General features: G+C 59.9%; 22 protein-coding genes. 21 read left to right on the top strand and 1 reads right to left on the bottom strand.

Annotated features, from left to right (window positions below; genetic code table 11):
* The first annotated feature begins 43 nt into the window (after window positions 1-43).
* The 21 genes from pyrH (at window position 44) to ispD (ending at window position 24,253) form a co-directional block, all read left to right on the top strand.
* Entirely contained in the window at window positions 44-787 is a 744-nt protein-coding gene (pyrH, locus tag AC07SU_RS21800) for a UMP kinase (RefSeq protein ID WP_003189161.1), read from the top strand.
* The gene (frr, locus tag AC07SU_RS21795) at window positions 784-1,341 is read left to right on the top strand and encodes a ribosome recycling factor (protein ID WP_016974404.1); all 558 of its coding nucleotides are present in this window, start codon (window positions 784-786) and stop codon (window positions 1,339-1,341) included. Before pyrH ends, frr begins: the two co-directional genes overlap by 4 nt.
* A gap of 17 nt (window positions 1,342-1,358) precedes the next feature.
* Entirely contained in the window at window positions 1,359-2,114 is a 756-nt protein-coding gene (gene uppS, locus AC07SU_RS21790; RefSeq protein WP_016974405.1) for a polyprenyl diphosphate synthase, read from the top strand.
* The gene (locus AC07SU_RS21785) at window positions 2,115-2,924 is read left to right on the top strand and encodes a phosphatidate cytidylyltransferase (RefSeq protein ID WP_494998195.1); all 810 of its coding nucleotides are present in this window, start codon (window positions 2,115-2,117) and stop codon (window positions 2,922-2,924) included.
* Window positions 2,921-4,111 (top strand): 1-deoxy-D-xylulose-5-phosphate reductoisomerase, encoded by a 1,191-nt coding sequence (ispC, locus tag AC07SU_RS21780; protein ID WP_494998194.1) that lies wholly within the window; start codon window positions 2,921-2,923, stop codon window positions 4,109-4,111. Before AC07SU_RS21785 ends, ispC begins: the two co-directional genes overlap by 4 nt.
* Window positions 4,112-4,163: 52 nt before the next feature.
* A complete protein-coding gene (gene rseP, locus AC07SU_RS21775) occupies window positions 4,164-5,516 on the top strand; it encodes a sigma E protease regulator RseP (protein ID WP_494998193.1) in 1,353 nt (450 codons plus the stop codon).
* A gap of 74 nt (window positions 5,517-5,590) precedes the next feature.
* The gene (gene bamA / locus AC07SU_RS21770; RefSeq protein WP_176994694.1) at window positions 5,591-7,978 is read left to right on the top strand and encodes an outer membrane protein assembly factor BamA; all 2,388 of its coding nucleotides are present in this window, start codon (window positions 5,591-5,593) and stop codon (window positions 7,976-7,978) included.
* A 45-nt stretch (window positions 7,979-8,023) separates the two neighbouring features.
* Window positions 8,024-8,527: an OmpH/Skp family outer membrane protein gene (locus AC07SU_RS21765; RefSeq protein ID WP_003172279.1), complete on the top strand. Its 504-nt coding sequence runs from the start codon at window positions 8,024-8,026 to the stop codon at window positions 8,525-8,527.
* A gap of 3 nt (window positions 8,528-8,530) precedes the next feature.
* Entirely contained in the window at window positions 8,531-9,586 is a 1,056-nt protein-coding gene (gene lpxD, locus AC07SU_RS21760; protein ID WP_176994695.1) for a UDP-3-O-(3-hydroxymyristoyl)glucosamine N-acyltransferase, read from the top strand.
* 110 nt (window positions 9,587-9,696) lie between these two features.
* Complete coding sequence (gene fabZ / locus AC07SU_RS21755; protein ID WP_003172281.1) at window positions 9,697-10,137, top strand: 3-hydroxyacyl-ACP dehydratase FabZ; 441 nt, start codon at window positions 9,697-9,699, stop codon at window positions 10,135-10,137.
* Window positions 10,134-10,910 carry an acyl-ACP--UDP-N-acetylglucosamine O-acyltransferase gene (gene lpxA, locus AC07SU_RS21750; RefSeq protein WP_176994696.1) on the top strand — a complete coding sequence of 259 codons (777 nt, stop codon included), beginning with the start codon at window positions 10,134-10,136 and terminating at the stop codon, window positions 10,908-10,910. The genes fabZ and lpxA overlap by 4 nt, the downstream gene beginning before the upstream one ends.
* Window positions 10,911-10,912: 2 nt before the next feature.
* A complete protein-coding gene (lpxB, locus tag AC07SU_RS21745; protein ID WP_494998192.1) occupies window positions 10,913-12,052 on the top strand; it encodes a lipid-A-disaccharide synthase in 1,140 nt (379 codons plus the stop codon).
* Complete coding sequence (gene rnhB, locus AC07SU_RS21740; RefSeq protein WP_178919020.1) at window positions 12,049-12,681, top strand: ribonuclease HII; 633 nt, start codon at window positions 12,049-12,051, stop codon at window positions 12,679-12,681. The genes lpxB and rnhB overlap by 4 nt, the downstream gene beginning before the upstream one ends.
* 73 nt (window positions 12,682-12,754) lie before the next feature.
* On the top strand, window positions 12,755-16,276 hold the full coding sequence (gene dnaE / locus AC07SU_RS21735) for a DNA polymerase III subunit alpha (RefSeq protein ID WP_494998191.1): 3,522 nt from the start codon (window positions 12,755-12,757) through the stop codon (window positions 16,274-16,276).
* Between the two features lie 128 nt (window positions 16,277-16,404).
* A complete protein-coding gene (locus AC07SU_RS21730) occupies window positions 16,405-17,352 on the top strand; it encodes an acetyl-CoA carboxylase carboxyltransferase subunit alpha (RefSeq protein ID WP_016974415.1) in 948 nt (315 codons plus the stop codon).
* Between the two features lie 192 nt (window positions 17,353-17,544).
* Window positions 17,545-18,864: a tRNA lysidine(34) synthetase TilS gene (gene tilS / locus AC07SU_RS21725; RefSeq protein WP_494998190.1), complete on the top strand. Its 1,320-nt coding sequence runs from the start codon at window positions 17,545-17,547 to the stop codon at window positions 18,862-18,864.
* A 273-nt stretch (window positions 18,865-19,137) separates the two neighbouring features.
* Window positions 19,138-20,769: a CTP synthase gene (gene pyrG, locus AC07SU_RS21720; protein ID WP_034096253.1), complete on the top strand. Its 1,632-nt coding sequence runs from the start codon at window positions 19,138-19,140 to the stop codon at window positions 20,767-20,769.
* Between the two features lie 5 nt (window positions 20,770-20,774).
* Complete coding sequence (gene kdsA / locus AC07SU_RS21715; RefSeq protein ID WP_176994701.1) at window positions 20,775-21,620, top strand: 3-deoxy-8-phosphooctulonate synthase; 846 nt, start codon at window positions 20,775-20,777, stop codon at window positions 21,618-21,620.
* Between the two features lie 171 nt (window positions 21,621-21,791).
* Window positions 21,792-23,081: a phosphopyruvate hydratase gene (eno, locus tag AC07SU_RS21710; RefSeq protein ID WP_176994702.1), complete on the top strand. Its 1,290-nt coding sequence runs from the start codon at window positions 21,792-21,794 to the stop codon at window positions 23,079-23,081.
* Window positions 23,082-23,264: 183 nt separating this feature from the next.
* On the top strand, window positions 23,265-23,543 hold the full coding sequence (gene ftsB, locus AC07SU_RS21705) for a cell division protein FtsB (protein WP_017137157.1): 279 nt from the start codon (window positions 23,265-23,267) through the stop codon (window positions 23,541-23,543).
* Window positions 23,540-24,253 (top strand): 2-C-methyl-D-erythritol 4-phosphate cytidylyltransferase, encoded by a 714-nt coding sequence (gene ispD / locus AC07SU_RS21700; RefSeq protein WP_494998189.1) that lies wholly within the window; start codon window positions 23,540-23,542, stop codon window positions 24,251-24,253. The genes ftsB and ispD overlap by 4 nt, the downstream gene beginning before the upstream one ends.
* 75 nt (window positions 24,254-24,328) lie before the next feature.
* Here the strand turns inward: ispD and AC07SU_RS21695 are convergent, their stop codons facing one another.
* Complete coding sequence (locus AC07SU_RS21695) at window positions 24,329-25,231, bottom strand: LysR substrate-binding domain-containing protein (RefSeq protein WP_176994704.1); 903 nt, start codon at window positions 25,229-25,231, stop codon at window positions 24,329-24,331.
* Window positions 25,232-25,293 lie beyond the last annotated feature (62 nt).

Genomic DNA, 25,293 nt, shown 5'->3' with positions numbered 1-25,293 from the left:
TCGCCAAGAATTTTTAAAAAATACGCCGCAGGAGAGATTCGCAATGGCTCAGCAGGGCAGTGGTTATCAGGCTCGCTATAAACGCATTCTACTCAAGCTTAGCGGCGAGGCCCTGATGGGCTCGGAAGAGTTCGGGATCGATCCCAAGGTGCTCGACCGCATGGCGCTGGAGGTCGGCCAATTGGTCGGTATCGGCGTACAAGTCGGCCTGGTGATCGGTGGCGGCAACCTGTTCCGCGGCGCGGCGCTGAGTGCAGCCGGCATGGATCGGGTCACGGGCGACCACATGGGCATGCTGGCCACTGTGATGAACGCCCTGGCTATGCGCGACGCCCTGGAGCGCGCCAATATCTCGGCCATCGTGATGTCGGCTATTTCCATGGTCGGCGTGACCGATCACTATGATCGTCGTAAAGCCATGCGCCACCTGAACTCCAAGGAAGTGGTGATCTTTGCCGCCGGCACGGGTAACCCGTTCTTCACCACCGATTCGGCTGCCTGCCTGCGTGCCATCGAGATCGATGCCGATGTGGTGCTCAAGGCCACCAAGGTGGATGGTGTGTACACCGCAGACCCATTCAAAGACCCGCATGCCGAGAAGTTCGATCATCTGACCTACGATGAAGTACTGGATCGCAAGCTGGGCGTGATGGACCTGACGGCTATTTGCCTGTGCCGCGACCACAAGATGCCGCTGCGCGTATTTAACATGAACAAGCCCGGCGCCCTGCTGAATATCGTACACGGCGGCGCGGAAGGGACTCTGATCGAGGAAGGCCAACAATGATCAACGAAATCAAGAAAGACGCCCAAGCGCGTATGCAGAAATCCCTGGAGTCTCTGAGCCACGCATTCGGCCAGATTCGTACCGGCAAGGCGCACCCGAGCATCCTGGGCAGCGTGATGGTGCCTTACTACGGCGCTGACACCCCGCTGAGCGGCGTGGCCAACGTTACCGTGAAAGACTCGCGTACCCTGCAGGTCGTGGCATTCGAGCGCAACATGCTCGCCGCGGTCGACAAGGCAATCCAGAGCGCCGGCCTGAACCTCAACCCGACCAACCTGGGTGAGTTGCTGCTGATCTCCATGCCAGCCCTGACCGAAGAAACCCGCAAGGGCTTCACCAAGCAGGCGCGCAGCGCAGCAGAAGATGCCCGTGTTGCCGTGCGCAACATCCGTCGCGATGCCTTGGGTGACCTGAAGAAGCTGGTCAAGGACAAGGAAATCAGCGAAGACGAAGAGCGTCGTGCCGTTGCCGATATCGACAAGCTGACCAAAGATGCCGAGGCCCAGATCACCAAGGCCACGGAAGAAAAAGAAAAGGACCTGATGGCCGTATAAGGGGTCAGGACGCCTTCATGGAAAAGACCAAGCAGACTGTACCCTCTGTGGTGCCGCGCCATGTCGCGATCATCATGGATGGGAATAATCGCTGGGCGAAGAAACGCTTTATGCCGGGTGTAGCCGGGCATAAAGCGGGTGTCGATGCGGTGCGGGCTGTGATTGAGGTGTGCGCCGAAGCCAAGGTCGAAGTGCTGACCTTGTTCGCCTTCTCCAGTGAAAACTGGCAGCGCCCTGCCGAAGAAGTCAGTGCCTTGATGGACCTGTTCTTCAAGGCCCTGCGTCGTGAGGCCAAACGTCTCAACGACAACAACATCAGCCTGCGCATCATTGGTGATCGCTCGCGGTTTCACCCGGAGCTGCAGGCAGCCATGCGCGAGGCGGAAGCTATCACGGCCGGCGCCAACCGTTTTGTGCTGCAGATTGCCGCCAACTACGGCGGTCAGTGGGATATCGCGCAAGCGGCGCAACGCCTTGCCCGCGAAGTGCAGGCCGGTCATCTGCGGCCGGACGACATTACGCCCGAACTGCTGCAAACCTGCCTGGTCACCGGTGACCTGCCGTTGCCGGACCTGTGCATCCGTACCGGTGGTGAGCACCGCATCAGCAACTTCCTGCTGTGGCAGCTGGCTTACACCGAGCTGTACTTCTCCGACCTGTTCTGGCCGGACTTCAAACACGATGCCATGCGCAATGCGCTGGCCGATTTCGCTTCCCGTCAGCGTCGCTTCGGTAAAACGAGCGAGCAGATCGAAGCTGGAGCCCGGGTTTAAATGCTTAAACAACGAATCATCACTGCACTGATCCTGCTGCCGATCGCCTTGTGCGGGTTCTTCCTGCTCGATGGTTCCGGCTTTGCGCTGTTTATCGGCCTAGTCGTGACCCTGGGCGCCTGGGAATGGGCGCGCCTGGCGGGTTTCAATGCGCAATTGCCGCGCGTGGTGTACGCCGCCGTGGTCGCGGTGCTGCTGTTTCTGATGCATACCCTGTCGAGCATCGTCGTGCCTTGGGTGTTGGGGGCGGCTGTGTTGTGGTGGGCGCTTGCGACTTTCCTGGTGTTGACGTTTCCGCGCACCAGCGGTCACTGGTCCAGCGTTGCCAGCAAGCTGGTGATTGGTTTGTTGATTCTGCTGCCGGCCTGGCAAGGGTTGGTGGAAATCAAGAATTCGCCCATGGGCAACTGGCTGATCATGGCGGTAATGGTCTTGGTGTGGGGCGCTGATATCGGCGCGTACTTCTCAGGTCGGGCCTTCGGCAAGCGCAAGCTGGCGCCGGCTGTCAGCCCGGGCAAGAGCTGGGAGGGGGTGTACGGCGGTCTGGCATTGACCCTGGTCATCACGCTGGTGGTCGGTGTTGTACGCGATTGGTCAGCCAAGGAGATCTTCCTGGCGCTGTTGGGTACCGCTGTCGTCGTGTTTATCTCCGTAGTCGGTGACCTCACTGAAAGCATGTTCAAGCGCCAGGCCGGGATCAAGGACAGCAGCAACCTGCTGCCAGGTCACGGTGGTGTGCTGGACCGTATCGACAGCCTGACTGCTGCGATTCCTATCTTCGCCGTACTGTTGTGGATGACCGCTTCGTGAGCCGCCTGCAGCAAGTGACCGTGCTGGGTGCAACCGGCTCGGTAGGGTTGAGCACCCTGGATGTGATCGCGCGTCACCCGGACCGTTATCAAGTTTTCGCCCTGACCGGGTTTACCCGCCTGAGTGAGCTGCTGGCCTTGTGCGTGCGCCACGCGCCGCGTTTTGCTGTAGTGCCTGAGGCGGCAGCAGCCCGTGGCTTGCAGGAAGACCTGCGGGCAGCCGGTCTTGCCACTCAAGTGTTGGTGGGCGAGGAGGGGCTTTGCCAGGTTTCGGCAGATGCCGAGGTCGATACCGTCGTGGCAGCCATCGTTGGTGCTGCGGGCCTACGTCCGACGCTCGCGGCTGTTGATGCGGGCAAGAAGATCCTGCTGGCCAATAAAGAAGCGCTGGTGATGTCCGGCGCACTCTTCATGCAGGCGGTGCGCAAGAGCGGCGCCGTATTGCTGCCTCTCGACAGTGAGCACAATGCGATCTTCCAGTGCATGCCGGGGGATTTTTCCCGTGGTCTGAGCCAGGTCGGTGTGCGTCGCATTCTGCTGACCGCTTCGGGTGGCCCGTTCCGTCAGACGCCGTCGGCGGAGCTGGAGCATGTCTCTCCTGACCAGGCTTGTGCTCATCCGAACTGGTCTATGGGGCGCAAAATCTCCGTAGACTCAGCCAGCATGATGAACAAGGGCCTGGAGTTGATCGAAGCCTGCTGGCTGTTCGATGCCCGGCCGGATCAGGTTGAGGTGGTGATTCACCCACAAAGTGTGATTCATTCCCTGGTCGACTATGTGGACGGTTCGGTATTGGCGCAGTTGGGCAACCCCGACATGCGCACACCGATCGCCAATGCCCTGGCGTGGCCTGAGCGGATCGATTCCGGGGTCGCGCCTCTGGATCTGTTTGCCATCGCCCGCCTGGACTTCGAGGCGCCGGACGAGCAGCGCTTCCCTTGTCTGCGCCTGGCGCGACAAGCGGCCGAGGCCGGCAACAGTGCGCCGGCCATGCTCAATGCGGCTAACGAAGTGGCGGTGGCGGCGTTTCTTGATGGGCGCATCCGCTTTCCGCAGATCGCGAGTATCATCGAGGACGTGCTGAGCCTTGAGCCTGTGGTCGCGGTGAATGACCTGGGCGCGGTGTTCGAGGCGGATGCAAAGGCTCGAGCGCTGGCCGGGCAATGGCTGAACCGCAATGCGCGTTAGTCTGTCGGCGCAGTAGGCCTTCGGGCACTGGATTGGAATGCGGAGAAATTAGATGAGTGCGCTCTACATGATTGTCGGCACCCTGGTTGCTCTGGGTGTGTTGGTTACCTTCCACGAATTCGGCCACTTTTGGGTGGCGCGTCGTTGCGGCGTCAAGGTATTGCGCTTTTCCGTCGGTTTCGGCATGCCGCTGGTACGCTGGCACGACCGCCATGGCACCGAGTTCGTGATTGCGGCCATTCCGCTGGGCGGCTACGTCAAGATGCTCGATGAGCGTGAAGGCGAAGTGCCGGCCGATCAACTGGACCAGTCCTTCAACCGCAAGACCGTTCGTCAGCGCATTGCCATTGTTGCCGCGGGCCCGATTGCCAACTTCCTGTTGGCGATGGTGTTTTTCTGGGTCTTGGCGATGCTGGGTAGTCAGCAAGTGCGTCCGGTTATCGGTGCGGTCGAGGCAGATAGCATGGCGGCCAAGGCCGGCCTGGTTGCTGGGCAAGAAATTGTTTCCATTGATGGCGAACCCACCACTGGCTGGGGCGCGGTCAATCTGCAGTTGGTTCGTCGCTTGGGCGAAAGCGGCACCGTCAATGTGGTGGTGCGCGAACAAGACTCCACCACTGAGACGCCACGTGAGTTGGCCCTGGATCATTGGCTTAAAGGCGCCGATGAGCCGGACCCGATCAAATCCCTGGGTATTCGCCCATGGCGCCCTGCGCTGCCGCCGGTCCTTGCGGAGCTGGACCCGAAAGGTCCGGCCCAGGCTGCCGGCTTGAAAACCGGCGATCGACTGCTGGCGCTCGATGGTCAGTCGCTGGGCGACTGGCAACAAGTGGTCGATCTGGTGCGTGTACGCCCTGATACCAAAATTGTGCTGAAAGTTGAGCGCGATGGTGCTCAAATCGACGTCCCTGTGACCTTGTCGGTGCGGGGCGAAGCCAAGGCGGCCGGGGGCTACCTGGGTGCTGGAGTCAAGGGCGTAGAGTGGCCGCCGTCGATGGTGCGCGAGGTCAGCTTCGGGCCTTTGGCAGCGATTGGCGAGGGTGCGAAACGCACTTGGACCATGAGTGTGCTGACCCTCGAATCCCTCAAGAAAATGTTGTTCGGCGAGCTCTCGGTAAAAAACTTGAGTGGACCGATAACCATTGCTAAAGTGGCGGGCGCTTCTGCCCAGTCGGGTGTCGCAGATTTCCTGAATTTCCTGGCTTATCTGAGTATTAGCCTGGGGGTTTTGAATTTGCTGCCCATTCCAGTATTGGATGGGGGGCATCTGTTGTTTTATCTGGTCGAGTGGGTGCGTGGTCGCCCCTTGTCGGATCGGGTGCAGGGTTGGGGGATACAGATCGGTATCAGTTTGGTGGTCGGGGTGATGTTGTTAGCTCTGGTCAACGATCTGGGACGACTGTAACGCTTCGCTGAATTGCGAATCTGCCGCATTTTGCGGCAGTTTGTTTATTGCCAGTTGGAATAAGAAAGGACTTCATGAAACGTCTGCTGCTAACTGCGGTTCTCACCGTATTGATGATCGCCGAAGTTCACGCCGAGTCCTTCACTATCTCCGATATTCGCGTCAACGGCCTCCAGCGGGTTTCCGCAGGTAGCGTCTTTGGTGCCTTGCCGTTGAACGTCGGGGAACAGGCTGATGACCGTCGCCTGGTGGAATCCACTCGTGCGCTGTTCAAAACCGGGTTCTTTCAAGATATCCAACTGGGTCGCGAAGGCAACGTCCTGGTCATCACCGTGGTCGAGCGACCTTCCGTCGCTAGTATCGAGATCGAGGGTAACAAGGCGATCTCTACTGAAGACCTGATGAAGGGCCTCAAGCAATCCGGCCTGGCCGAAGGCGAGATCTTCCAGCGCGCCACACTCGAGGGTGTGCGTAACGAACTGCAACGCCAGTACGTTGCCCAGGGCCGCTATTCCGCGACCGTGGAAACGGAAGTGATCCCGCAGCCTCGTAACCGTGTCGGCCTGAAGGTCAACATCAACGAAGGCACCGTGGCCGCCATTCAGCACATCAACGTGGTGGGCAACACCAAGTTCTCTGATGACGACCTGATCGACCTGTTCGAACTCAAGACCACCAACTGGTTGTCGTTCTTCAAGAACGATGACAAGTACGCCCGTGAAAAGCTGTCCGGTGACCTGGAGCGCCTGCGTTCCTACTACCTGGACCGTGGCTATATCAACATGGATATCGCTTCGACCCAGGTGTCCATCACCCCTGACAAGAAGCATGTCTACATCACTGTCAACGTCAACGAAGGCGAGAAGTACACCGTTCGTGACGTGAAGCTCAGCGGCGACCTGAAAGTCCCTGAAGACCAGGTCAAGGCCCTGCTGCTGGTGCAGAAGAACCAAGTGTTCTCGCGCAAGCTGATGACCACCACTTCCGAGCTGATCACCCGTCGCCTGGGTAACGAAGGCTACACCTTCGCCAACGTCAACGGCGTACCGACCCCGCATGATGATGACCACACCGTGGACATCACCTTCGTTGTCGATCCAGGCAAGCGTGCCTACGTGAACCGTATCAACTTCCGTGGCAACACCAAGTCTGCGGACGAAGTGCTGCGCCGTGAAATGCGCCAGATGGAAGGTGGCTGGGCGTCGACTTACCTGATCGACCAGTCCAAGACCCGTCTTGAGCGCCTGGGCTTCTTCAAGGAAGTCAACGTTGAGACCCCGGCTGTACCGGGTGTGGATGACCAGGTTGACGTGAACTACGCCGTAGAAGAGCAAGCGTCGGGTTCGATCACCGCCAGCGTCGGCTTTGCACAGAGTGCCGGCCTGATCCTCGGTGGTTCGATTACCCAGAACAACTTCCTCGGTACCGGTAACAAGGTTTCCATCGGCCTGACCCGAAGCGAATACCAGAGCCGCTATAACTTCGGTTATGTCGACCCCTACTGGACTGCCGACGGTGTGAGCTTGGGCTACAACGCCTTCTACCGCACCACCGACTACAAAGACCTCGACGTTGACGTTGCAAGCTATGCAATCGACAGCCTCGGTGCCGGTGTCAACATCGGTTACCCGATCAGCGAAACCTCGCGTCTGACGTTCGGCCTGACCGCGCAACAGGATGAGATCAAGACCGGTGTGTACACCGTGGACGAGATCTTCAACTTCGTGCGTACCGAAGGTGACAAGTTCCTGAACTTCAAGGCATCGGCCGGTTGGTCCGAGTCGACCCTGAACAAAGGCGTACTGGCGACCCGTGGCCACTCCCAGAGCCTGACTTTGGAAGCAACCACGCCGGGCAGCGACCTGTCGTTCTTCAAGCTCGACTACCGTGGCCAGTTGTTCCAGCCACTGAGCGATAACTACACCATGCGCCTGCACACCGAATTGGGTTATGGCGATGGTTATGGTTCGACTCATGGTCTACCGTTCTACGAGAACTACTACGCAGGTGGCTTCAACTCTGTACGTGGTTTCAAGGACAGCACCCTCGGCCCGCGTGGTACTCCGAGCCGTGGTGTTGGCGTAACCGGCAACAATGGCACAGTGGCTGACTCGGACAACGACCCGCTGCCGTTCGGTGGCAACGTGTTGATCCAGGGTGGTGCGGAAATTCTGTTCCCGCTGCCATTCGTCAAGGATCAGCGTTCGCTGCGGACCTCGGTATTCTGGGACGTGGGTAACGTGTTCGACTCCAAGTGCGACCAGATCACCAACCCGAGTGGCGTGAAGTCTCAGACTCAGTGCAACGATATCAGTCTGAGTAACCTCGCCAGTTCCGTGGGTGTGGGTGTGACGTGGGTGACTGCGCTCGGCCCGTTGAGCTTTGCTCTGGCCATGCCGATCAAGAAACCGGATAACGCTGAAACCCAGATTTTCCAATTCTCCCTCGGCCAGACGTTCTAAGCGTCTGACCCAAGATAACGACAACGGATTCTGTAGGAGTACATCGTGCGTAAGTTGACTCAATTGGTTCTGCTGGCAACTGTGCTGGTAACCACCCCGGCCTTCGCCGAAATGAAAATCGCCGTCCTGAACTATCAGATGGCTCTGCTGGAGTCGGACGCGGCCAAGAAATACGCCGTGGATGCCGAGAAAAAGTTCGGTCCGCAACTGACCAAGCTCAAGACGCTGGAAAGCAGCGCCAAGGGTATCCAGGATCGTCTGGTTGCCGGTGGTGACAAAATGCAGCAAGGCGAGCGCGAGCGCCTGGAGCTTGAATTCAAGCAAAAGGCCCGTGACTACCAGTTCCAGTCCAAAGAACTGAACGAAGCCAAGGCTGTTGCCGACCGTGAAATGCTGAAACAGCTGAAGCCGAAACTCGACAGCGCTGTGGAAGAAGTCATCAAGAAAGGTGCCTTTGACCTGGTGTTCGAGCGTGGCGCTGTGATCGACGTCAAGCCTCAATACGACATCACCCGTCAGGTGATCGAGCGCATGAACCAGCTGAAGTAAGCCATGACCGCGACTATCAAGCTCGGCGAGTTGGCCGAGTTCCTGGGGGCCACCTTGCGTGGCTCCAAGGAGAAAGAAATCACTGGGCTAGCCACCTTGCAGGAGGCTGGCCCAGCTCAGTTGAGCTTCCTCGCAAATCCTCAATACCGTAAATACCTGGTTGATAGCCAAGCCGCAGCCGTGTTGCTGAAGGCCGCCGACGCCGAAGGGTTTACGGGGGATGCATTGGTGGTAGCTGACCCGTACCTGGCTTATGCACGGGCGTCGCACCTGTTCGATCCAAAACCCAAGGCCGCAGCCGGGATTCATCCGTCTGCGGTGATCGCCGATGATGCCCAGGTTGATCCTGCGGCAAGCATTGGCGCCTTTGCGGTGATCGAAAGTGGCGCGCGCATTGCGGCCGGGGTAACGGTGGGTGCGCACTGCTTTATCGGCGCCCGCTGCACCATTGGTGCCGATGGCTGGTTGGCGCCCCGTGTGACCCTGTATCACGATGTACGTATCGGTGAGCGCGTGGTCATCCAGTCGGGTGCCGTGATCGGTGGCGAGGGCTTCGGCTTCGCCAATTCGAAAGGCATCTGGAACAAGATCGCCCAGGTGGGCGGTGTATTGATCGGCGATGATGTGGAAATCGGCGTCAACACCGCTGTCGATCGCGGGGCCCTGGCCGATACCGTGCTGGGCAATGGCGTGAAGCTCGACAACCAGATTCAGATCGCCCACAACGTACAGGTCGGCGATCACACCGCCATGGCTGCGTGCGTAGGTATTTCCGGCAGCACCAAGATCGGCAAGCATTGCATGCTCGCCGGTGGCGTTGGGCTGGTGGGGCATATCGAAGTGTGCGACAACGTTTTCATTACCGGCATGACCATGGTCACCCACTCGATTACCGAGCCCGGGGCCTACTCATCCGGAACCGCCATGCAGCCCGCCGCTGAATGGCGCAAGAGTGCAGCGCGCTTGAGGCAGCTCGACGACATGGCTCGACGTCTCAAGCAGCTGGAAAAGCGTGTTGGAGACGTGACCCCTGGCGGTAATGCTTCATCAGAAGGCTGATACCATTTCCATATCAAGTGTGCACAGCCGCTAGACTGCCTCCTTGATTTGCTAGCGGGGCGTGCTTTAGTTCGCCCGCCCCCAATCTTTATTACAGGCTTCCCCCCGAAATGATGGACATCAACGAGATTCGCGAATACCTGCCTCACCGTTACCCGTTCCTGCTGGTGGACCGCGTAGTGGACCTCAATGTCGAGGAAAAGCGCATTCGTGCCTACAAGAATGTCAGCATCAACGAACCGTTCTTCAATGGTCACTTTCCTGCGCATCCAATCATGCCAGGCGTGCTGATCATCGAAGCGATGGCCCAGGCTGCCGGTATCCTTGGTTTCAAAATGCTCGACCTCAAGCCTGCCGACGGCACGCTTTACTATTTCGTGGGCTCCGACAAGCTGCGCTTCCGCAACCCGGTCACGCCAGGTGACCAGTTGATCCTGGAAGCCAAGTTCATCAGCTGCAAGCGCCAGATCTGGAAGTTCGAGTGCCAGGCCTCGGTAGACGGCAAGCCAGTGTGCTCCGCTGAGATCATCTGCGCGGAACGCAAACTATGAGTTTGATTGACCCTCGCGCAATCATCGATCCGTCGGCCGTACTGGCCGCCGACGTTGAGGTCGGCCCTTGGTCGATCATCGGCGCAGGTGTGGAAATCGGCGAGGGGACAGTCATCGGGCCGCACGTGATCCTCAAAGGTCCGACCCGCATTGGCAAACACAATCGCATCTACCAGTTCTCCTCGGTAGGCGAAGACACCCCGGACATGAAGTACAAGGGTGAAGAAACGCGCCTGGTAATCGGTGATCACAACATCATCCGTGAAGGCGTGACCATTCACCGTGGCACCGTGCAGGATCGTGCCGAGACCACGCTGGGCGACCACAACCTGGTCATGGCCTATGCGCACATCGGCCACGACAGCGTGATCGGCAACCACTGCATCCTGGTCAACAACACCGCCCTGGCGGGCCATGTGCACGTTGATGATTGGGCGATCCTGTCCGGTTTCACCCTGGTGCATCAGTACTGCCATATCGGCGCCCACAGCTTTTCCGGCATGGGCACCGCCATCGGCAAGGATGTACCGGCGTTTGTCACGGTATTCGGCAACCCGGCTGAAGCGCGCAGCATGAACTTCGAAGGCATGCGCCGTCGTGGTTTCAGCGAAGATGCGATTCACGCCCTGCGTCGTGCCTACAAGGTGGTCTACCGCCAGGGGCTGACCGTTGACCAGGCGTTGGCCGAACTGGCCGAGCCGGCAGCACAGTTCCCGGAAGTCGCCGTGTTCCGCGACTCGATCCAGGCGTCGACTCGCGGCATCACCCGCTGATCATGGCCAATCTGCGTATCGCGTTGGTGGCCGGAGAAGCTTCCGGCGATATTCTGGGTGCAGGTTTGATGCGGGCCCTCAAGGCCCGGCATCCTGCGGTGGAGTTTATTGGCGTGGGTGGCCCGCTGATGGAGGCCGAAGGCCTCACTTCCTACTTTCCCATGGAGCGTTTGTCGGTCATGGGGTTGGTGGAAGTGCTGGGCCGGCTGCGTGAGCTGCTCGCCCGCCGCAAGCTGCTGATCCAGACGCTCATCGAAGAAAAGCCCGACGTCTTTATCGGAATCGACGCGCCGGACTTCACCCTTAATATCGAACTCAAGTTGCGTCAGGCCGGGATCAAGACCGTGCATTACGTCAGTCCGTCAGTGTGGGCGTGGCGGCAGAAGCGCGTGCTGAAGATCCGTGAAGGCTGCGACCTGATGCTGACCCTGCTGCCGTTTGAGGCCAGGTTCTACGAAGAAAAGGGCGTACCGGTGCGGTTTGTTGGCCACACCCTGGCCGACGCCATTCCGCTGCAAGCCGACCGCGCGGCTGCCCGTGCCGAGTTGGGTTTGCCTGACGGCCCGTTGGTCGCATTGATGCCGGGTAGTCGCGGCGGTGAAGTCGGTCGGTTGGGGGCGCTGTTTTTTGATGCTGCCGAGCGTTTGATGGCCTTGAAGCCCGGGGTACGTTTTGTGCTGCCGTGCGCCAGCCCGCAACGCCGGGCACAGATCGAAACACTGCTGGAAGGCCGCAACCTGCCGTTGACCTTGCTCGACGGTCAGTCGCACCTGGCGTTGGCGGCCTGCGATGCGGTGTTGATCGCCTCCGGTACCGCCACCCTGGAAGCCTTGCTGTACAAGCGCCCGATGGTCGTGGCCTATCGTCTGGCGCCGCTGACCTTCTGGATTCTCAAGCGCATGGTCAAAAGCCCTTACATCTCCTTGCCCAACCTGCTGGCCCAGCGCCTGCTGGTGCCGGAGTTGTTGCAGGACGATGCGACGCCGCAAGCCCTGGCACAAACGCTCTTCCCGCTGATCGAGGGTGGCGAAGAGCAAACCCGTGGCTTTGACGAGATTCACCGCACCCTTCGCCGTGATGCGTCGAACCAGGCGGCGGATGCCGTGCTGACCTTGATCGGCCACAAACAGGAAGCCCTATGACGACGCAAATGGGTCTGGATTTCAGTCTGGTTGCCGAAGCCCATGAATTGGTGGCCGGCGTTGACGAAGTAGGGCGCGGCCCGTTGTGCGGTGCTGTCGTCACGGCCGCGGTGATTCTTGATCCGAACCGCCCGATCCTCGGTCTCAACGACTCGAAAAAGCTCACTGAGGCCCGCCGCGAAAAGCTTTTCGACGAGATCTGCGAGAAAGCCCTGAGCTGGCATATCGCCCGAGCCGAAGTCGAGGAAATCGACGAGTTGAACATCCTCCATGCCACCATGCTCGCGATGCAGCGCGCGGTGGAAGGCCTGCACGTCACGCCCAAACTGGCGATGATCGACGGCAACCGTTGTCCCAAGCTGGCCATGCCAGCTGAAGCGGTGGTGAAGGGGGACAGTAAGGTGCCAGCCATTGCCGCCGCCTCGATCCTGGCCAAGGTCAGCCGTGACCGTGAAATGGCGGCTTTTGAGTTGATCTACCCCGGCTACGGTATCGGTGGTCATAAAGGCTACCCGACGCCCGTTCATCTGGAAGCCCTGGCTCGCCTGGGCCCCACGCCGATCCACCGCCGCTCGTTCGCCCCGGTGCGCCAGGCTTACGAGGCGCGGGAGAGCCTCAGCGAGGTTTAGTCGCGAGGCTGATGTTTTTGCCAAGGCCCGGTACAATCCGGGCCTTGTTGTTTTCCACGTATAAGAGATCACTATGCCGGCTTCATTCGTTCACCTACGCCTGCACACTGAATACTCCCTGGTCGACGGCCTGGTACGGATCAAACCGCTGGTCAAAACCCTGGTGGGCATGAACATGCCTGCGGTCGCGGTGACCGATCAGAACAACATGTGTTCCCTGGTCAAGTTCTACAAGAACGCCATGGGCGCTGGCATCAAGCCGATCTGCGGCGCCGACTTGTGGCTCTCCAACAAAGACCCGGATAACCCCCTGAGCCGCATCAGCCTGCTGGCGATGAATGGCGTCGGTTATCGCAACCTCACTGAACTGATTTCCCGTGGTTTTATCGACGGCCAGCGCAACGGCTCGATCATCATCGAGCGCGAGTGGGTCGCCGAGGCCAGCGAAGGCCTAATCATGCTGTCGGCCGCTAAAGAGGGTGAGATCGGTATCGCGCTGCTGGGCGGCAATCCCCAGGAAGCTGAAGTGCTGGCCAGCGAGTGGATGCAGGTCTTTCCCGACCGTTTCTACCTGGAAGTCCAGCGCACCAACCGCCCCAACGATGAAGAGCACCTGCACGCAGCCGTGGCCCTGGCCGACAAGCTGGGCGCGCCACTGGTGGCCACCAACGACGTGCGCTTTATCAAGAAGGAAGACTTCGAGGCCCACGAAACTCGCGTGTGTATCGGCGAAGGCCGGGCCCTGGATGACCCGCGTCGTTCGAAGAACTACAGCGAAGAGCAGTACCTCAAAAGCGCCGATGAAATGGCCGAGCTGTTCAGCGACCTGCCCGAGGCGCTGGAAAACTCCGTCGAAATCGCCAAACGCTGCAATATCGAAGTGAAGCTGGGCAAGCACTTCCTGCCCAACTTCCCGATTCCCGATGGCATGACCATCGATGAGTATTTCCGCAAAGTGTCGTTTGACGGTCTGGAAGAGCGGCTCGCGGTCCTCCTGCCCAAGGACACCACCGAAGATTACGACGCCAAGCGCCAGGTGTATGTCGACCGGCTGAATTTCGAGCTGGATATCATTATCCAGATGGGGTTCCCCGGTTACTTCCTGATCGTGATGGACTTTATCCAGTGGGCCAAGAATAACGGCGTGCCTGTGGGGCCTGGCCGGGGGTCAGGTGCTGGCTCGCTGGTGGCCTATGTGCAGAAGATCACCGACCTTGACCCGCTGGAATATGACCTGCTGTTCGAACGGTTCCTGAACCCGGAGCGGGTTTCCATGCCCGACTTCGACGTCGACTTCTGCATGGACGGTCGTGACCGCGTCATCGAATACGTGGCCGAGAAATACGGTCGCAACGCGGTCAGCCAGATCATCACCTTCGGCTCCATGGCGGCCAAGGCGGTAATCCGTGACGTGGCGCGGGTGCAGGGCAAGTCCTACGGCCTGGCGGATCGCCTGTCGAAGATGATCCCGTTCGAAGTCGGCATGACCCTGGAAAAGGCCTTTGAGCAGGAAGAGATCCTGCGTGACTTCATCAAGGTCGATGAAGAAGCCGCCGAAATCTGGGATATGGCCCGCAAGCTCGAAGGCGTGGTGCGTAACGTTGGCAAGCACGCCGGTGGTGTGGTTATCGCCCCGACCAAGCTCACAGACTTTTCGCCGATCTATTGCGACGAAGAAGGCGACGGCCTTGTAACCCAGTTCGACAAGGATGACGTGGAGGCGGCCGGCCTGGTGAAGTTCGACTTCCTCGGCCTGCGAACCCTGACGATCATCGACTGGGCGCTCAAGACCATCAACCGCGACCGCGCCAAGGTGGGCGAGGAGCCGCTGGACATCGCGTTCATCCCGCTGGACGACAAGCCGACCTACACCCTGCTGCAAAAAGCTGAAACCACGGCGGTGTTCCAGCTTGAATCCCGCGGCATGAAGGAGCTGATCAAGAAGCTCAAGCCCGACTGCCTGGAAGACTTGATCGCACTGGTGGCCCTGTTCCGTCCGGGCCCGCTGCAATCGGGCATGGTGGATGACTTCATCAACCGTAAGCACGGCCGCGCCGAGCTGGCGTACCCGCACTCCGACTACCAGTACGAAGGCCTCAAGCCTGTATTGGCACCGACCTACGGCATCATCCTGTACCAGGAACAGGTGATGCAGATCGCCCAGGTAATGGCCGGTTACACACTCGGCGGCGCGGACATGTTGCGTCGAGCCATGGGTAAGAAAAAACCCGAGGAAATGGCCAAGCAGCGTGGCGGTTTCATTGAGGGTTGCGCCACCAACAATATTGACGCGGACCTGGCCGGTAACATCTTCGATCTGGTAGAGAAATTCGCCGGCTACGGCTTCAACAAATCCCACTCCGCCGCCTACGGCCTGGTGTCGTACCAGACCGCCTGGCTGAAAGCTCACTACCCGGCGCCGTTCATGGCCGCGGTACTCTCGGCGGATATGCACAACACCGACAAGGTCGTGACCTTGATCGAGGAAGTGCGCACCATGAAGCTGCGCCTCGACGCGCCGGACGTGAACGCCTCGGAGTTCAAGTTCACGGTGAACGACGAAGGCCGCATCATCTATGGCCTGGGCGCGATCAAGGGTGTGGGTGAAGGTCCGGTGGAAGCGATCACCGAGGCGCGTCAGGACGGGCCGTTCAAGGACCTGTTCGACTTCTGTGCGCGGGTTGACCTCAAGCGCATCAACAAGCGAACCCTCGATGGCCTGATCCGCAGCGGTGCACTCGACCGTCTTGGCCCGTATTTCCATGATGAGCCCAAGGCCTACCAGGCGAACATCGACCGTAACCGCGCGGTGCTGTTGACCGCCATGGAAGAAGCGATCAAGGCCGCCGAGCAAACCGCGCGCACCCACGACAGTGGTCACGCCGACCTGTTTGGCGGGCTGTTCGTCGAGGAAGATGCCGATGTGTACGGTAACCACCGCAAGGCCAAGGAGCTGACCCTCAAGGAGCGCCTCAAGGGTGAAAAAGACACCTTGGGCCTGTACCTCACCGGTCACCCGATTGACGAGTACGAAGGCGAGATCCGCCGCTTCGCCCGTCAACGCATCATCGACCTCAAGCCTGCACGGGATACCCAGACCGTTGCCGGCATGATCATCGCCCTGCGGGTAATGAAGAACAAAAAGGGCGACAAGATGGGCTTCATCACCCTTGACGACCGCTCGGGCCGTATCGAAGCCTCGCTGTTTGCCGACGCGTTCCACTCCGCCCAGTCGCTGCTGCAGACCGACGCCATGGTGGTGGTGGAAGGGGAGGTCAGCAACGATGACTTCTCCGGCGGCCTGCGCCTGCGGATCAAGCGGGTGATGAGCATGGAAGATGCCCGCACCAACCTGGCTGAAAGCCTGCGCTTGAAGGTGAAAACCGAAGCGCTCAAGGGCGATCAGCTACGCTGGTTGGGTGACCTGCTCAAACGCCACCGTGGCGCGTGCCCGGTGACCATGGAGTACACCGGCAACGACGCCAAGGCCATGTTGCAGTTTGGCGAGACCTGGCGAATTGATCCCGCCGATGGCTTGATTCAAGCTTTGCGTGACCAGTTCGGGCGAGACAACGTCTTCCTCCAATACCGTTGACGGTCAGGGCACCTGATCTCGACTGAACATTTAATCTCGACCTAAACGCGCCTCTCCCTTAAGGTAGGGCGCGAATAGACAACCGGCTGGCCAGGCACTCCCTGGCCGTCGACCCAAGACGGACGCTTATGAACCCGAATTTTCTTGATTTCGAACAGCCGATCGCTGACCTGCAAGCCAAGATCGAAGAGCTGCGCCTGGTCGGCAATGACAATTCGCTGAATATCGGCGATGAAATCTCCCGCCTGCAAGACAAGAGCAAGACGCTCACCGAAGACATCTTCGGCAAGCTGACCAGCTGGCAGATCGCGCGCCTGGCCCGCCACCCGCGCCGTCCGTACACCCTGGACTACATCCAGCACATTTTCACCGAGTTCGATGAACTGCACGGCGACCGTCACTTCTCTGACGACGCGGCCATCGTGGGCGGTATCGCTCGCCTGGACGACCAGCCGGTGATGGTGATCGGTCACCAGAAAGGCCGTGAAGTGCGCGAGAAAGTGCGCCGCAACTTCGGTATGCCGCGTCCGGAAGGTTACCGTAAAGCCTGCCGCCTGATGGAAATGGCTGAACGTTTCAAGATGCCGATCCTGACCTTCATCGACACCCCGGGTGCTTACCCAGGTATCGACGCCGAAGAACGCAACCAGAGCGAAGCCATCGCCTGGAACCTGCGCGTCATGGCCCGCCTGAAAACCCCGATCATCGCCACCGTGATTGGTGAAGGTGGTTCCGGTGGTGCACTGGCCATTGGCGTGTGCGACCAACTGAACATGCTGCAATACTCGACCTACGCGGTGATCTCGCCTGAAGGTTGCGCCTCGATTCTGTGGAAAACCGCAGAAAAGGCACCGGACGCTGCGGAAGCCATGGGCATCACCGCTGATCGCCTCAAAGGCCTGGGTATCGTGGACAAAGTGATCGCCGAGCCATTGGGCGGCGCCCACCGCGACCCGGCTGCCGCGTCTGCCACCATCCGTGCTGAGCTGGCTTCGCAATTGGCGATGCTCAAGAAGCTGGACAACGAAGCGCTGCTGGCCCGTCGCTACGAGCGCCTGATGAGCTACGGTCTCTGAGCATCCCGCAATACCCAATGTGAGGGCTGGCTTGTGTGGGAGCTGGCTTGCCTGCGATAGCATCACCTCGGTGCAACTGCAAAACCGAGGCGTCTGCATCGCGGGCAAGCCACGCTCCCACACAAGCCCGCTCCCACATTTGCTTTGTGTATGCTGGGCTATCGCATTCCGGATTGATGGCGGTACCTTGCTATGAAGCCCACCTTAATCGCCAAACTCCTGCAAACCCTGGCCCCCTGGCGCAATGCCCCGGCCTGGCACATCGCATTCTCGGGTGGCCTTGATTCCACCGTCCTGCTGCACCTCCTGGCCTCCCTGGCAAACACCGAAACCCTGCCACACCTCAGTGCTGTGCATGTGCACCATGGCCTGCAAGCGGCTGCTGACCTGTGGCCGGAGCATTGTCAGTCGGTATGCGACAAGTTGGGCGTGCCGCTGCGGATCATGCGTGTGCAGGTCCAGCCCGGTGCCAGCCTTGAGCGTGCTGCCCGTGACGCACGCTACCAGGCCTTTGCCGAGGTGACCGGGGCAGGGCACGTGCTGCTGACGGGCCAGCATCGCGATGACCAGGTTGAAACCCTGCTCTTCCGCTTGCTACGCGGGGCAGGCGTGCGCGGGTTGGCGGCCATGCCGGTGCAGCGCCCATTGGCGGATGGTTACCTGGTGCGGCCTCTGCTGGATGTCTCGCGTGAAGCACTGGAAGCTTACGCCCACGCGCATCAGCTCAAATGGATCGAAGACCCGTCCAATGCCGACCCGCGTTTTTCCCGCAACTACCTGCGTCATCGCGTCTTTCCCGTGCTCACTGAGCGCTGGCCCCAGGCCGTCTCGAGCCTGGCGCGTACTGCTGAGCATCTGAGTGAAGCCCAGGGCCTGTTGGATGAGCTGGCTCGGATGGATCTGCACGCTGCCGATCAACCCTCACCCTTTCCCTGGCTGCCTTTACCATCCCTGGCTCTTGCGCCATTGCGCGAGCTTTCTGACGCCCGTCAAAGAAATGCCTTGCGTCATTGGTTGAACCCTCTGACCCGTTTGCCCGACAGCGACCACTGGGCAGGCTGGAACGCCTTGCGCGACGCCAAGGGTGATGCACAACCCCTATGGCGCCTGGCGGACGGTGAATTGCACCGTTGTGGCGAGCGCATCTGGTGGTTGCCTGTCACTTGGTCGGATTTTTCGGGCGACGCAGTGAGTTGGATTCGTCCAAAAAAACCACTGGCGTTGCCCGGCAATGGCCAGCTGGAATTTGTCGGCAAGGCGCCCGAAGGGCCCTTTGAGGTTCGCTATCGCCACGGCGGTGAAATCGTGGAAGTGCCAGGTCGCGGGCGGCGTGACTTGAAGCGCCTGCTTAATGAATGCGGGGTGCCGGGCTTCATCCGTGGCAGATTGCCGCTGCTGTATGAGGGCGAGCAATTGCTGGCTGCCCCAACCCTTGCCGGGCTGTGGCGCGGCCCGGCAACCGACTGGCAATTGCATTGGACGCCACAGAGCTGCGATAGAGGTTTGAGCTGATAGAGCCTTTCCGGTAGACTACGCTCCCTTCTTGATACAACTTCTGTGGATTCTCCTGAATCGCAGCAGTTGCCGATTACCAAGCAGTCTTTGCTGGGCGATTCCAAAAAATGTGTAGCGATCAACGTACCGGTGTTTCACTGCTGGTCTGTCACAACGCGGCGGTTTTTTTGAAAGGTGCACTGTGATTAATGCAGGTGATCGGGGGCTTCGGCCTTCCTTCGCTTTCCCCGGCGGCTCGGACCGCTTTAACGCAGACTTCTAGGGTTTTTCATGACGCGCTACATATTCGTCACGGGCGGTGTTGTTTCTTCATTGGGGAAAGGCATTGCCTCCGCTTCATTGGCGGCCATCCTGGAGGCGCGGGGACTTAAGGTCACCATGCTCAAGCTGGACCCGTACATCAACGTTGACCCGGGCACCATGAGCCCGTTCCAGCACGGTGAAGTGTTCGTCACTCATGACGGCGCCGAGACCGATCTGGACCTGGGCCACTACGAGCGGTTCATCCGCACGACCATGACCCAGAACAACAACTTCACCACTGGCCGTGTTTACGAGCACGTGCTGCGCAAAGAGCGCCGTGGTGACTACCTGGGTGCAACCATCCAGGTGATCCCGCACATCACCGACGAAATCAAGCGCCGCATCATCAAGGGTGCAGGCGACGCCGACGTGGCGATGGTCGAGATCGGTGGCACCGTGGGTGACATCGAATCCCAACCGTTCCTCGAAGCCATCCGCCAGTTGCGTTTCGAAGTCGGTGCCAAGCGCGCGATGCTGATGCACCTCACCCTGGTGCCGTACATCGCCACCGCCGGCGAGACCAAAACCAAGCCCACCCAGCACTCGGTCAAGGAACTGCGTTCCATCGGCCTGCAGCCGGACGTGCTGGTGTGCCGCTCCGATCACCCGATCGACATTTCCTCGCGTCGCAAGATCGCGCAGTTCACCAACGTTGAAGAACGCGCGGTGATCGCGCTGGAAGACGCCGATACCATCTACAAGATCCCGGGCATCCTGCACTCGCAAGGCCTGGACGATTTTGTGGTCGAGCGTTTCGGCCTGCAATGCGGTGGTGCGGACCTGTCCGAGTGGGACGCCGTGGTTGACGCCAAGCTCAACCCTGAGCACGAAGTCACCATCGCCATGGTCGGCAAGTACATGGAGCTGCTGGACGCGTACAAATCGCTGATCGAAGCGATGAGCCACGCCGGTATCAGCAACCGTACCAAGGTCAACCTGCGCTACATCGACTCTGAAGACATCGAGAACCAGGGCACTGCGCTGCTCGAAGGTGTCGACGCGATCCTCGTCCCGGGCGGTTTCGGCCTGCGTGGCGTGGAAGGCAAGATCACTGCGGTGCAGTACGCTCGTGAGAACAAGGTGCCGTACCTGGGTATCTGCCTGGGCATGCAAGTGGCCGTCATCGAGTTCGCTCGTAACGTGCTGGGCTGGAAAGACGCCAACTCCACTGAGTTCGACAGCAAGAGCGGCCACCCGGTCGTGGGCCTGATCACCGAGTGGGAAGATGCCACCGGTGCCGTTGAAGTCCGTACCGAAGCGTCCGACCTGGGCGGCACCATGCGCCTAGGCGCGCAAGACTGCCTGCTGGAGCCGGGCTCGCTGGTTCACGACTGCTACGGCAAGGATGTGATCGTCGAGCGTCACCGTCACCGCTACGAAGTGAACAACAACCTGCTGCCGCAGATCAAAGAAGCCGGCCTGAAAATCTCCGGTCGCTCCGGTGATGGCGCGCTGGTTGAAGTGGTTGAAGCACCGGATCATCCATGGTTCGTGGCGTGCCAGTTCCACCCTGAGTTCACTTCGACGCCGCGTGACGGTCACCCGCTGTTCAGCGGTTTCGTCAAGGCTGCACTGACGCAACACCAGAAGAAGGCGTAACCCTGATGGCCCAGAAGATCATTCGCGTCGGCGACATCGAGATTGCCAACGACAAGCCCATGGTGCTGTTTGGCGGCATGAACGTGCTGGAAAGCCGCGACATGGCGATGCAGGTCTGCGAAGAGTACGTCAAGGTTACCGAGAAACTCGGTATTCCTTACGTATTCAAGGCCAGCTTCGACAAGGCCAACCGTTCGTCCGTGACCTCCTATCGCGGCCCGGGCCTTGAAGAAGGCATGCGGATCTTCCAGGACATCAAGCAAGCCTTCGGCGTGCCGATCATCACCGACGTCCACGAGCCTGAGCAGGCTGCCGTGGTCGCCGAGGTGTGCGACATCATCCAGTTGCCGGCCTTCCTGTCGCGCCAGACCGACCTGGTCGTCGCGATGGCCAAGACCGGCGCTGTGATCAATATCAAGAAAGCCCAGTTCCTCGCACCCCAGGAGATGAAGCACATCCTGAACAAGTGCGTGGAAGCGGGTAACGACCAGTTGATCCTCTGCGAGCGGGGTTCGAGCTTCGGCTACAACAACCTCGTGGTGGACATGCTCGGTTTCGGCATCATGAAACAGTTCGAATACCCGGTGTTCTTCGACGTGACCCACGCGCTGCAAATGCCCGGTGGTCGCGCCGATTCCGCGGGCGGGCGCCGTGCCCAGGTGCTGGACCTGGCCAAGGCGGGCATCAGCCAGTCGCTGGCGGGCCTGTTCCTGGAAGCCCACCCGGACCCGGACAACGCCAAGTGCGATGGCCCTTGCGCCCTGCGCCTGGACAAGCTGGAGCCGTTCCTGACCCAGCTCAAGCAGTTGGACGAACTGGTCAAGCGTTTCCCTGCCGTCGAAACCGCGTAACATCACGATCCCTGTGTAGGATCCGGCTTGCCGGCGATGGCGCCTTCAAGCCTTGTGGCGATCTAACGGGCCCCGTCGCCGGCAAGCCGGCTCCTACAAAGAAGCAATTTGCACCACAAGTTAAATCGAGCGGTATAGAGCGTTTTCGTCAACTTTGGAGTGTTTACAACAATGGCAAAAATCGTCGACATCAAAGGTCGTGAAGTTCTCGACTCCCGTGGCAACCCCACCGTCGAAGCCGACGTGCTTCTCGATAACGGCATCATCGGCAGCGCTTGCGCGCCGTCCGGTGCGTCTACCGGTTCGCGCGAAGCGCTGGAACTGCGTGATGGCGACAAGAGCCGTTACCTGGGCAAGGGCGTGCTCAAGGCCGTCGCCAACATCAACGGCCCGATCCGCGACCTGCTGCTGGGCAAAGACCCTGTTGACCAGAAAGCCCTCGACCTGGCGATGATCAAGCTCGACGGCACCGAGAACAAAGGCAGCCTGGGCGCCAATGCCATCCTCGCTGTGTCCCTGGCCGCTGCCAAGGCTGCTGCCCAGGACCAGGACCTGCCGCTGTACGCTCACATCGCCAACCTGAACGGCACCCCGGGTGTGTACTCGATGCCCGTTCCGATGATGAACATCATCAACGGTGGCGAGCACGCCGATAACAACGTCGACATCCAGGAATTCATGGTGCAGCCGGTTGGCGCCAAGACCTTCTCCGAAGGCCTGCGCATGGGCACCGAGATTTTCCACCACCTCAAGGCTGTGCTGAAGGCCCGTGGCCTGAGCACTGCAGTGGGTGACGAAGGTGGTTTTGCACCAAACCTGGCGTCCAACGAAGATGCGCTGAAAGTGATCTCCGAAGCCGTGGCCAACGCTGGCTACAAGCTGGGCACCGACGTGACCCTGGCCCTGGACTGCGCGGCCAGCGAGTTCTACGAGGACGGTAAATACAACCTGTCCGGCGAAGGCCACGTGTTCACCTCCGAAGGTTTCGCTGACTACCTCAAAGGCCTGACCGAGCGCTACCCGATCATCTCGATCGAAGACGGCCTGGATGAGTCTGACTGGGCTGGCTGGAAAGTCCTCACCGACAAAATCGGCGAGAAGATCCAGCTGGTGGGAGACGACCTGTTCGTGACCAACACCAAGATCCTGAAAGAAGGCATCGACAAGTCGATCGCCAACTCGATCCTGATCAAGTTCAACCAGATCGGCACCCTGACCGAAACCCTGGAAGCCATCCAGATGGCCAAGGCTGCGGGCTACACCGCCGTGATCTCCCACCGCTCCGGCGAAACCGAAGATTCCACCATTGCCGACCTGGCCGTGGGTACTTCGGCGGGTCAGATCAAGACCGGTTCCCTGTGCCGTTCCGACCGCGTTTCCAAGTACAACCAATTGCTGCGCATCGAAGAGCAACTGGCTGGCAAGGCCAAGTACAACGGTCGTGGCGAGTTCCGCGGCTGATCGCTACTTGATGTAAAGCATGGTAAAAAGTCGACGGGTTGCGTCGGAAAAAACTCAATGGAGTGGATTTCGGCGCTAATCTGATGGCTATCAAGCACAAGCCTGGTTTTTCCAGGCTTCGTGCTATCAGTTGCTTCAAAAGTTTTGCATGGCTGTCTTTTTTTACTGGATACCCGGATTTCGATGCGCAGTCCCAATTGGTTGTTCCTCGTCTTGCTCTTGTTGCTGGCTGGCCTGCAATACCGCCTTTGGGTGGGTAATGGCAGCTTTGCGCAGGTGAAAGAACTGACCCAGCAAATTGCCGACCAGCATGCCGAAAACGAACGTCTGCTGGAGCGCAACCGCGTCCTCGATGCCGAAGTGCTTGAGTTGAAAAAAGGCACGGAGACCGTTGAAGAACGGGCTCGTCATGAATTGGGCATGGTCAAGGAGGGTGAAACCCTCTACCAGTTGGCCCAATGAGCAACTCCTTACCGGCCTTCTGGGCCGTGATTCCTGCCGCGGGCGTGGGTGCCCGTATGGCTGCGGACCGTCCCAAGCAGTACTTGCAACTGGGCGGGCGCACTATTCTTGAACACAGCCTCGGCTGTTTCCTCGACCATCCTTGCCTCAAGGGCCTGGTGGTCAGTCTTGCTTCTGATGACCCTTATTGGCCTGGCCTTGCGTGTGCGGCCGACCCGCGTATTCAGCGTGCGGACGGCGGCTCGGAACGATCGGGCTCGGTACTCAATGCCTTGCTGCACCTCAATGCCCTGGGCGCCAGCGATGACGACTGGGTATTGGTGCATGATGCGGCGCGGCCGAACCTGAGTCGCGACGATCTCGACAAACTGTTGGTTGAACTGGCGGACGACCCCGTCGGCGGCCTGTTGGCGGTGCCAGCCCGCGACACGCTCAAGCGGGTCGACAAGCACGGTCGGGTGGTGGAAACCGTCGACCGCAGTTTGATCTGGCAGGCCTACACGCCGCAGATGTTCCGCCTAGGTGCTTTGCATCGTGCGCTGGCTGACAGCCTGGTGGCCGATGCGGTGATCACCGATGAAGCCTCGGCCATGGAATGGTCCGGCCAGGCACCGCGCCTGATTGAAGGGCGTTCGGACAATATCAAAGTAACCCGGCCGGAAGATCTGGAGTGGCTCAGATTGCGATGGGCTAACCGGGATCCCTTGTAGGAGTCCGGCTTGCCGGCGATGGCGTCCTCAAGGCTTACGATGATGCAACTGGCCTCATCGCCGGCAAGCCGGCTCCTACAGAGGGTGTTCATACTCGGGGCGTTCGGCTAAACCAGCCTTCAAAAAGTCCACCAACTTCCTGACCTTCGGCGACAAATGCCGCTGCTGCGGATACAACGCCCACACCGCCGTATTCGGCGGCTGATGCGCTTCCAACAGCGACACCAACGCACCACTGTGCAGATGCTCCAGCACGTAATAATCCGGCAACTGGCACAACCCCACGCCCTGAAGTGCGGCATCCAGCACCGCCTGCCCACTGTTGCAGCGCCAGTTTCCCTGCACACGCTGGGAAAATTCCCGCCCGTCCTGTGCCAGTTGCCAGATATCCGAGCTGCCGATCAGGCAATTGTGCCGACTCAATTCCGACAAACTATGTGGCCGACCATACCGCTCCAGGTAGGACGGCGAAGCGCACAAGTACATGCGCCGGGGCGCCAGGCGGCTGGCAACCATGCGTGAATCCTGCAGGCGGCCCAGGCGGATCGCCAGGTCGAGGCCTTCGTGCACCAGGTCCAGTTGGCGGTTGGTCAGTTCGATGTCCACGCGCAATTGCGGATAGAGCGCCATGAACCGCGTGACCAGCGGCACGATAAAGCGTTCGCCGTACGCCACCGCGCAGGTCATGCGCAACATGCCCTTGGGCTCGCTGGTGAGGTCGCCGACTGCGCGCAGGGCTTCTTCACGTCCATCCTGCAGGCGCTGGCAATGCTGCAGAAAGGTCTGTCCCGCTTCGGTCAGCGTCACCTTGCGCGTACTACGATAGAGCAGGCGGGTTTGCAGGCGCTCTTCCAGGCGCGCCACTTGCCGGCTGATGTGTGACGAAGACACCCCAAGTCGCTCGGCCGCCGCCGTGAATTGGCTGCATTCGGCTACAGCGACGAACTCATCGATGCCTTCCCAGCGGTTTTCCAGCATGGCAATTATCCCTGTACAGCAATAAAGTTTTGCTTTTGGCTGGATTATTAATCACCGGGCCA

The organism is Pseudomonas sp. GW821-FHT05H12 (assembly GCF_059419385.1).
This window is presented reverse-complemented; position numbering and strand designations above follow the sequence as displayed.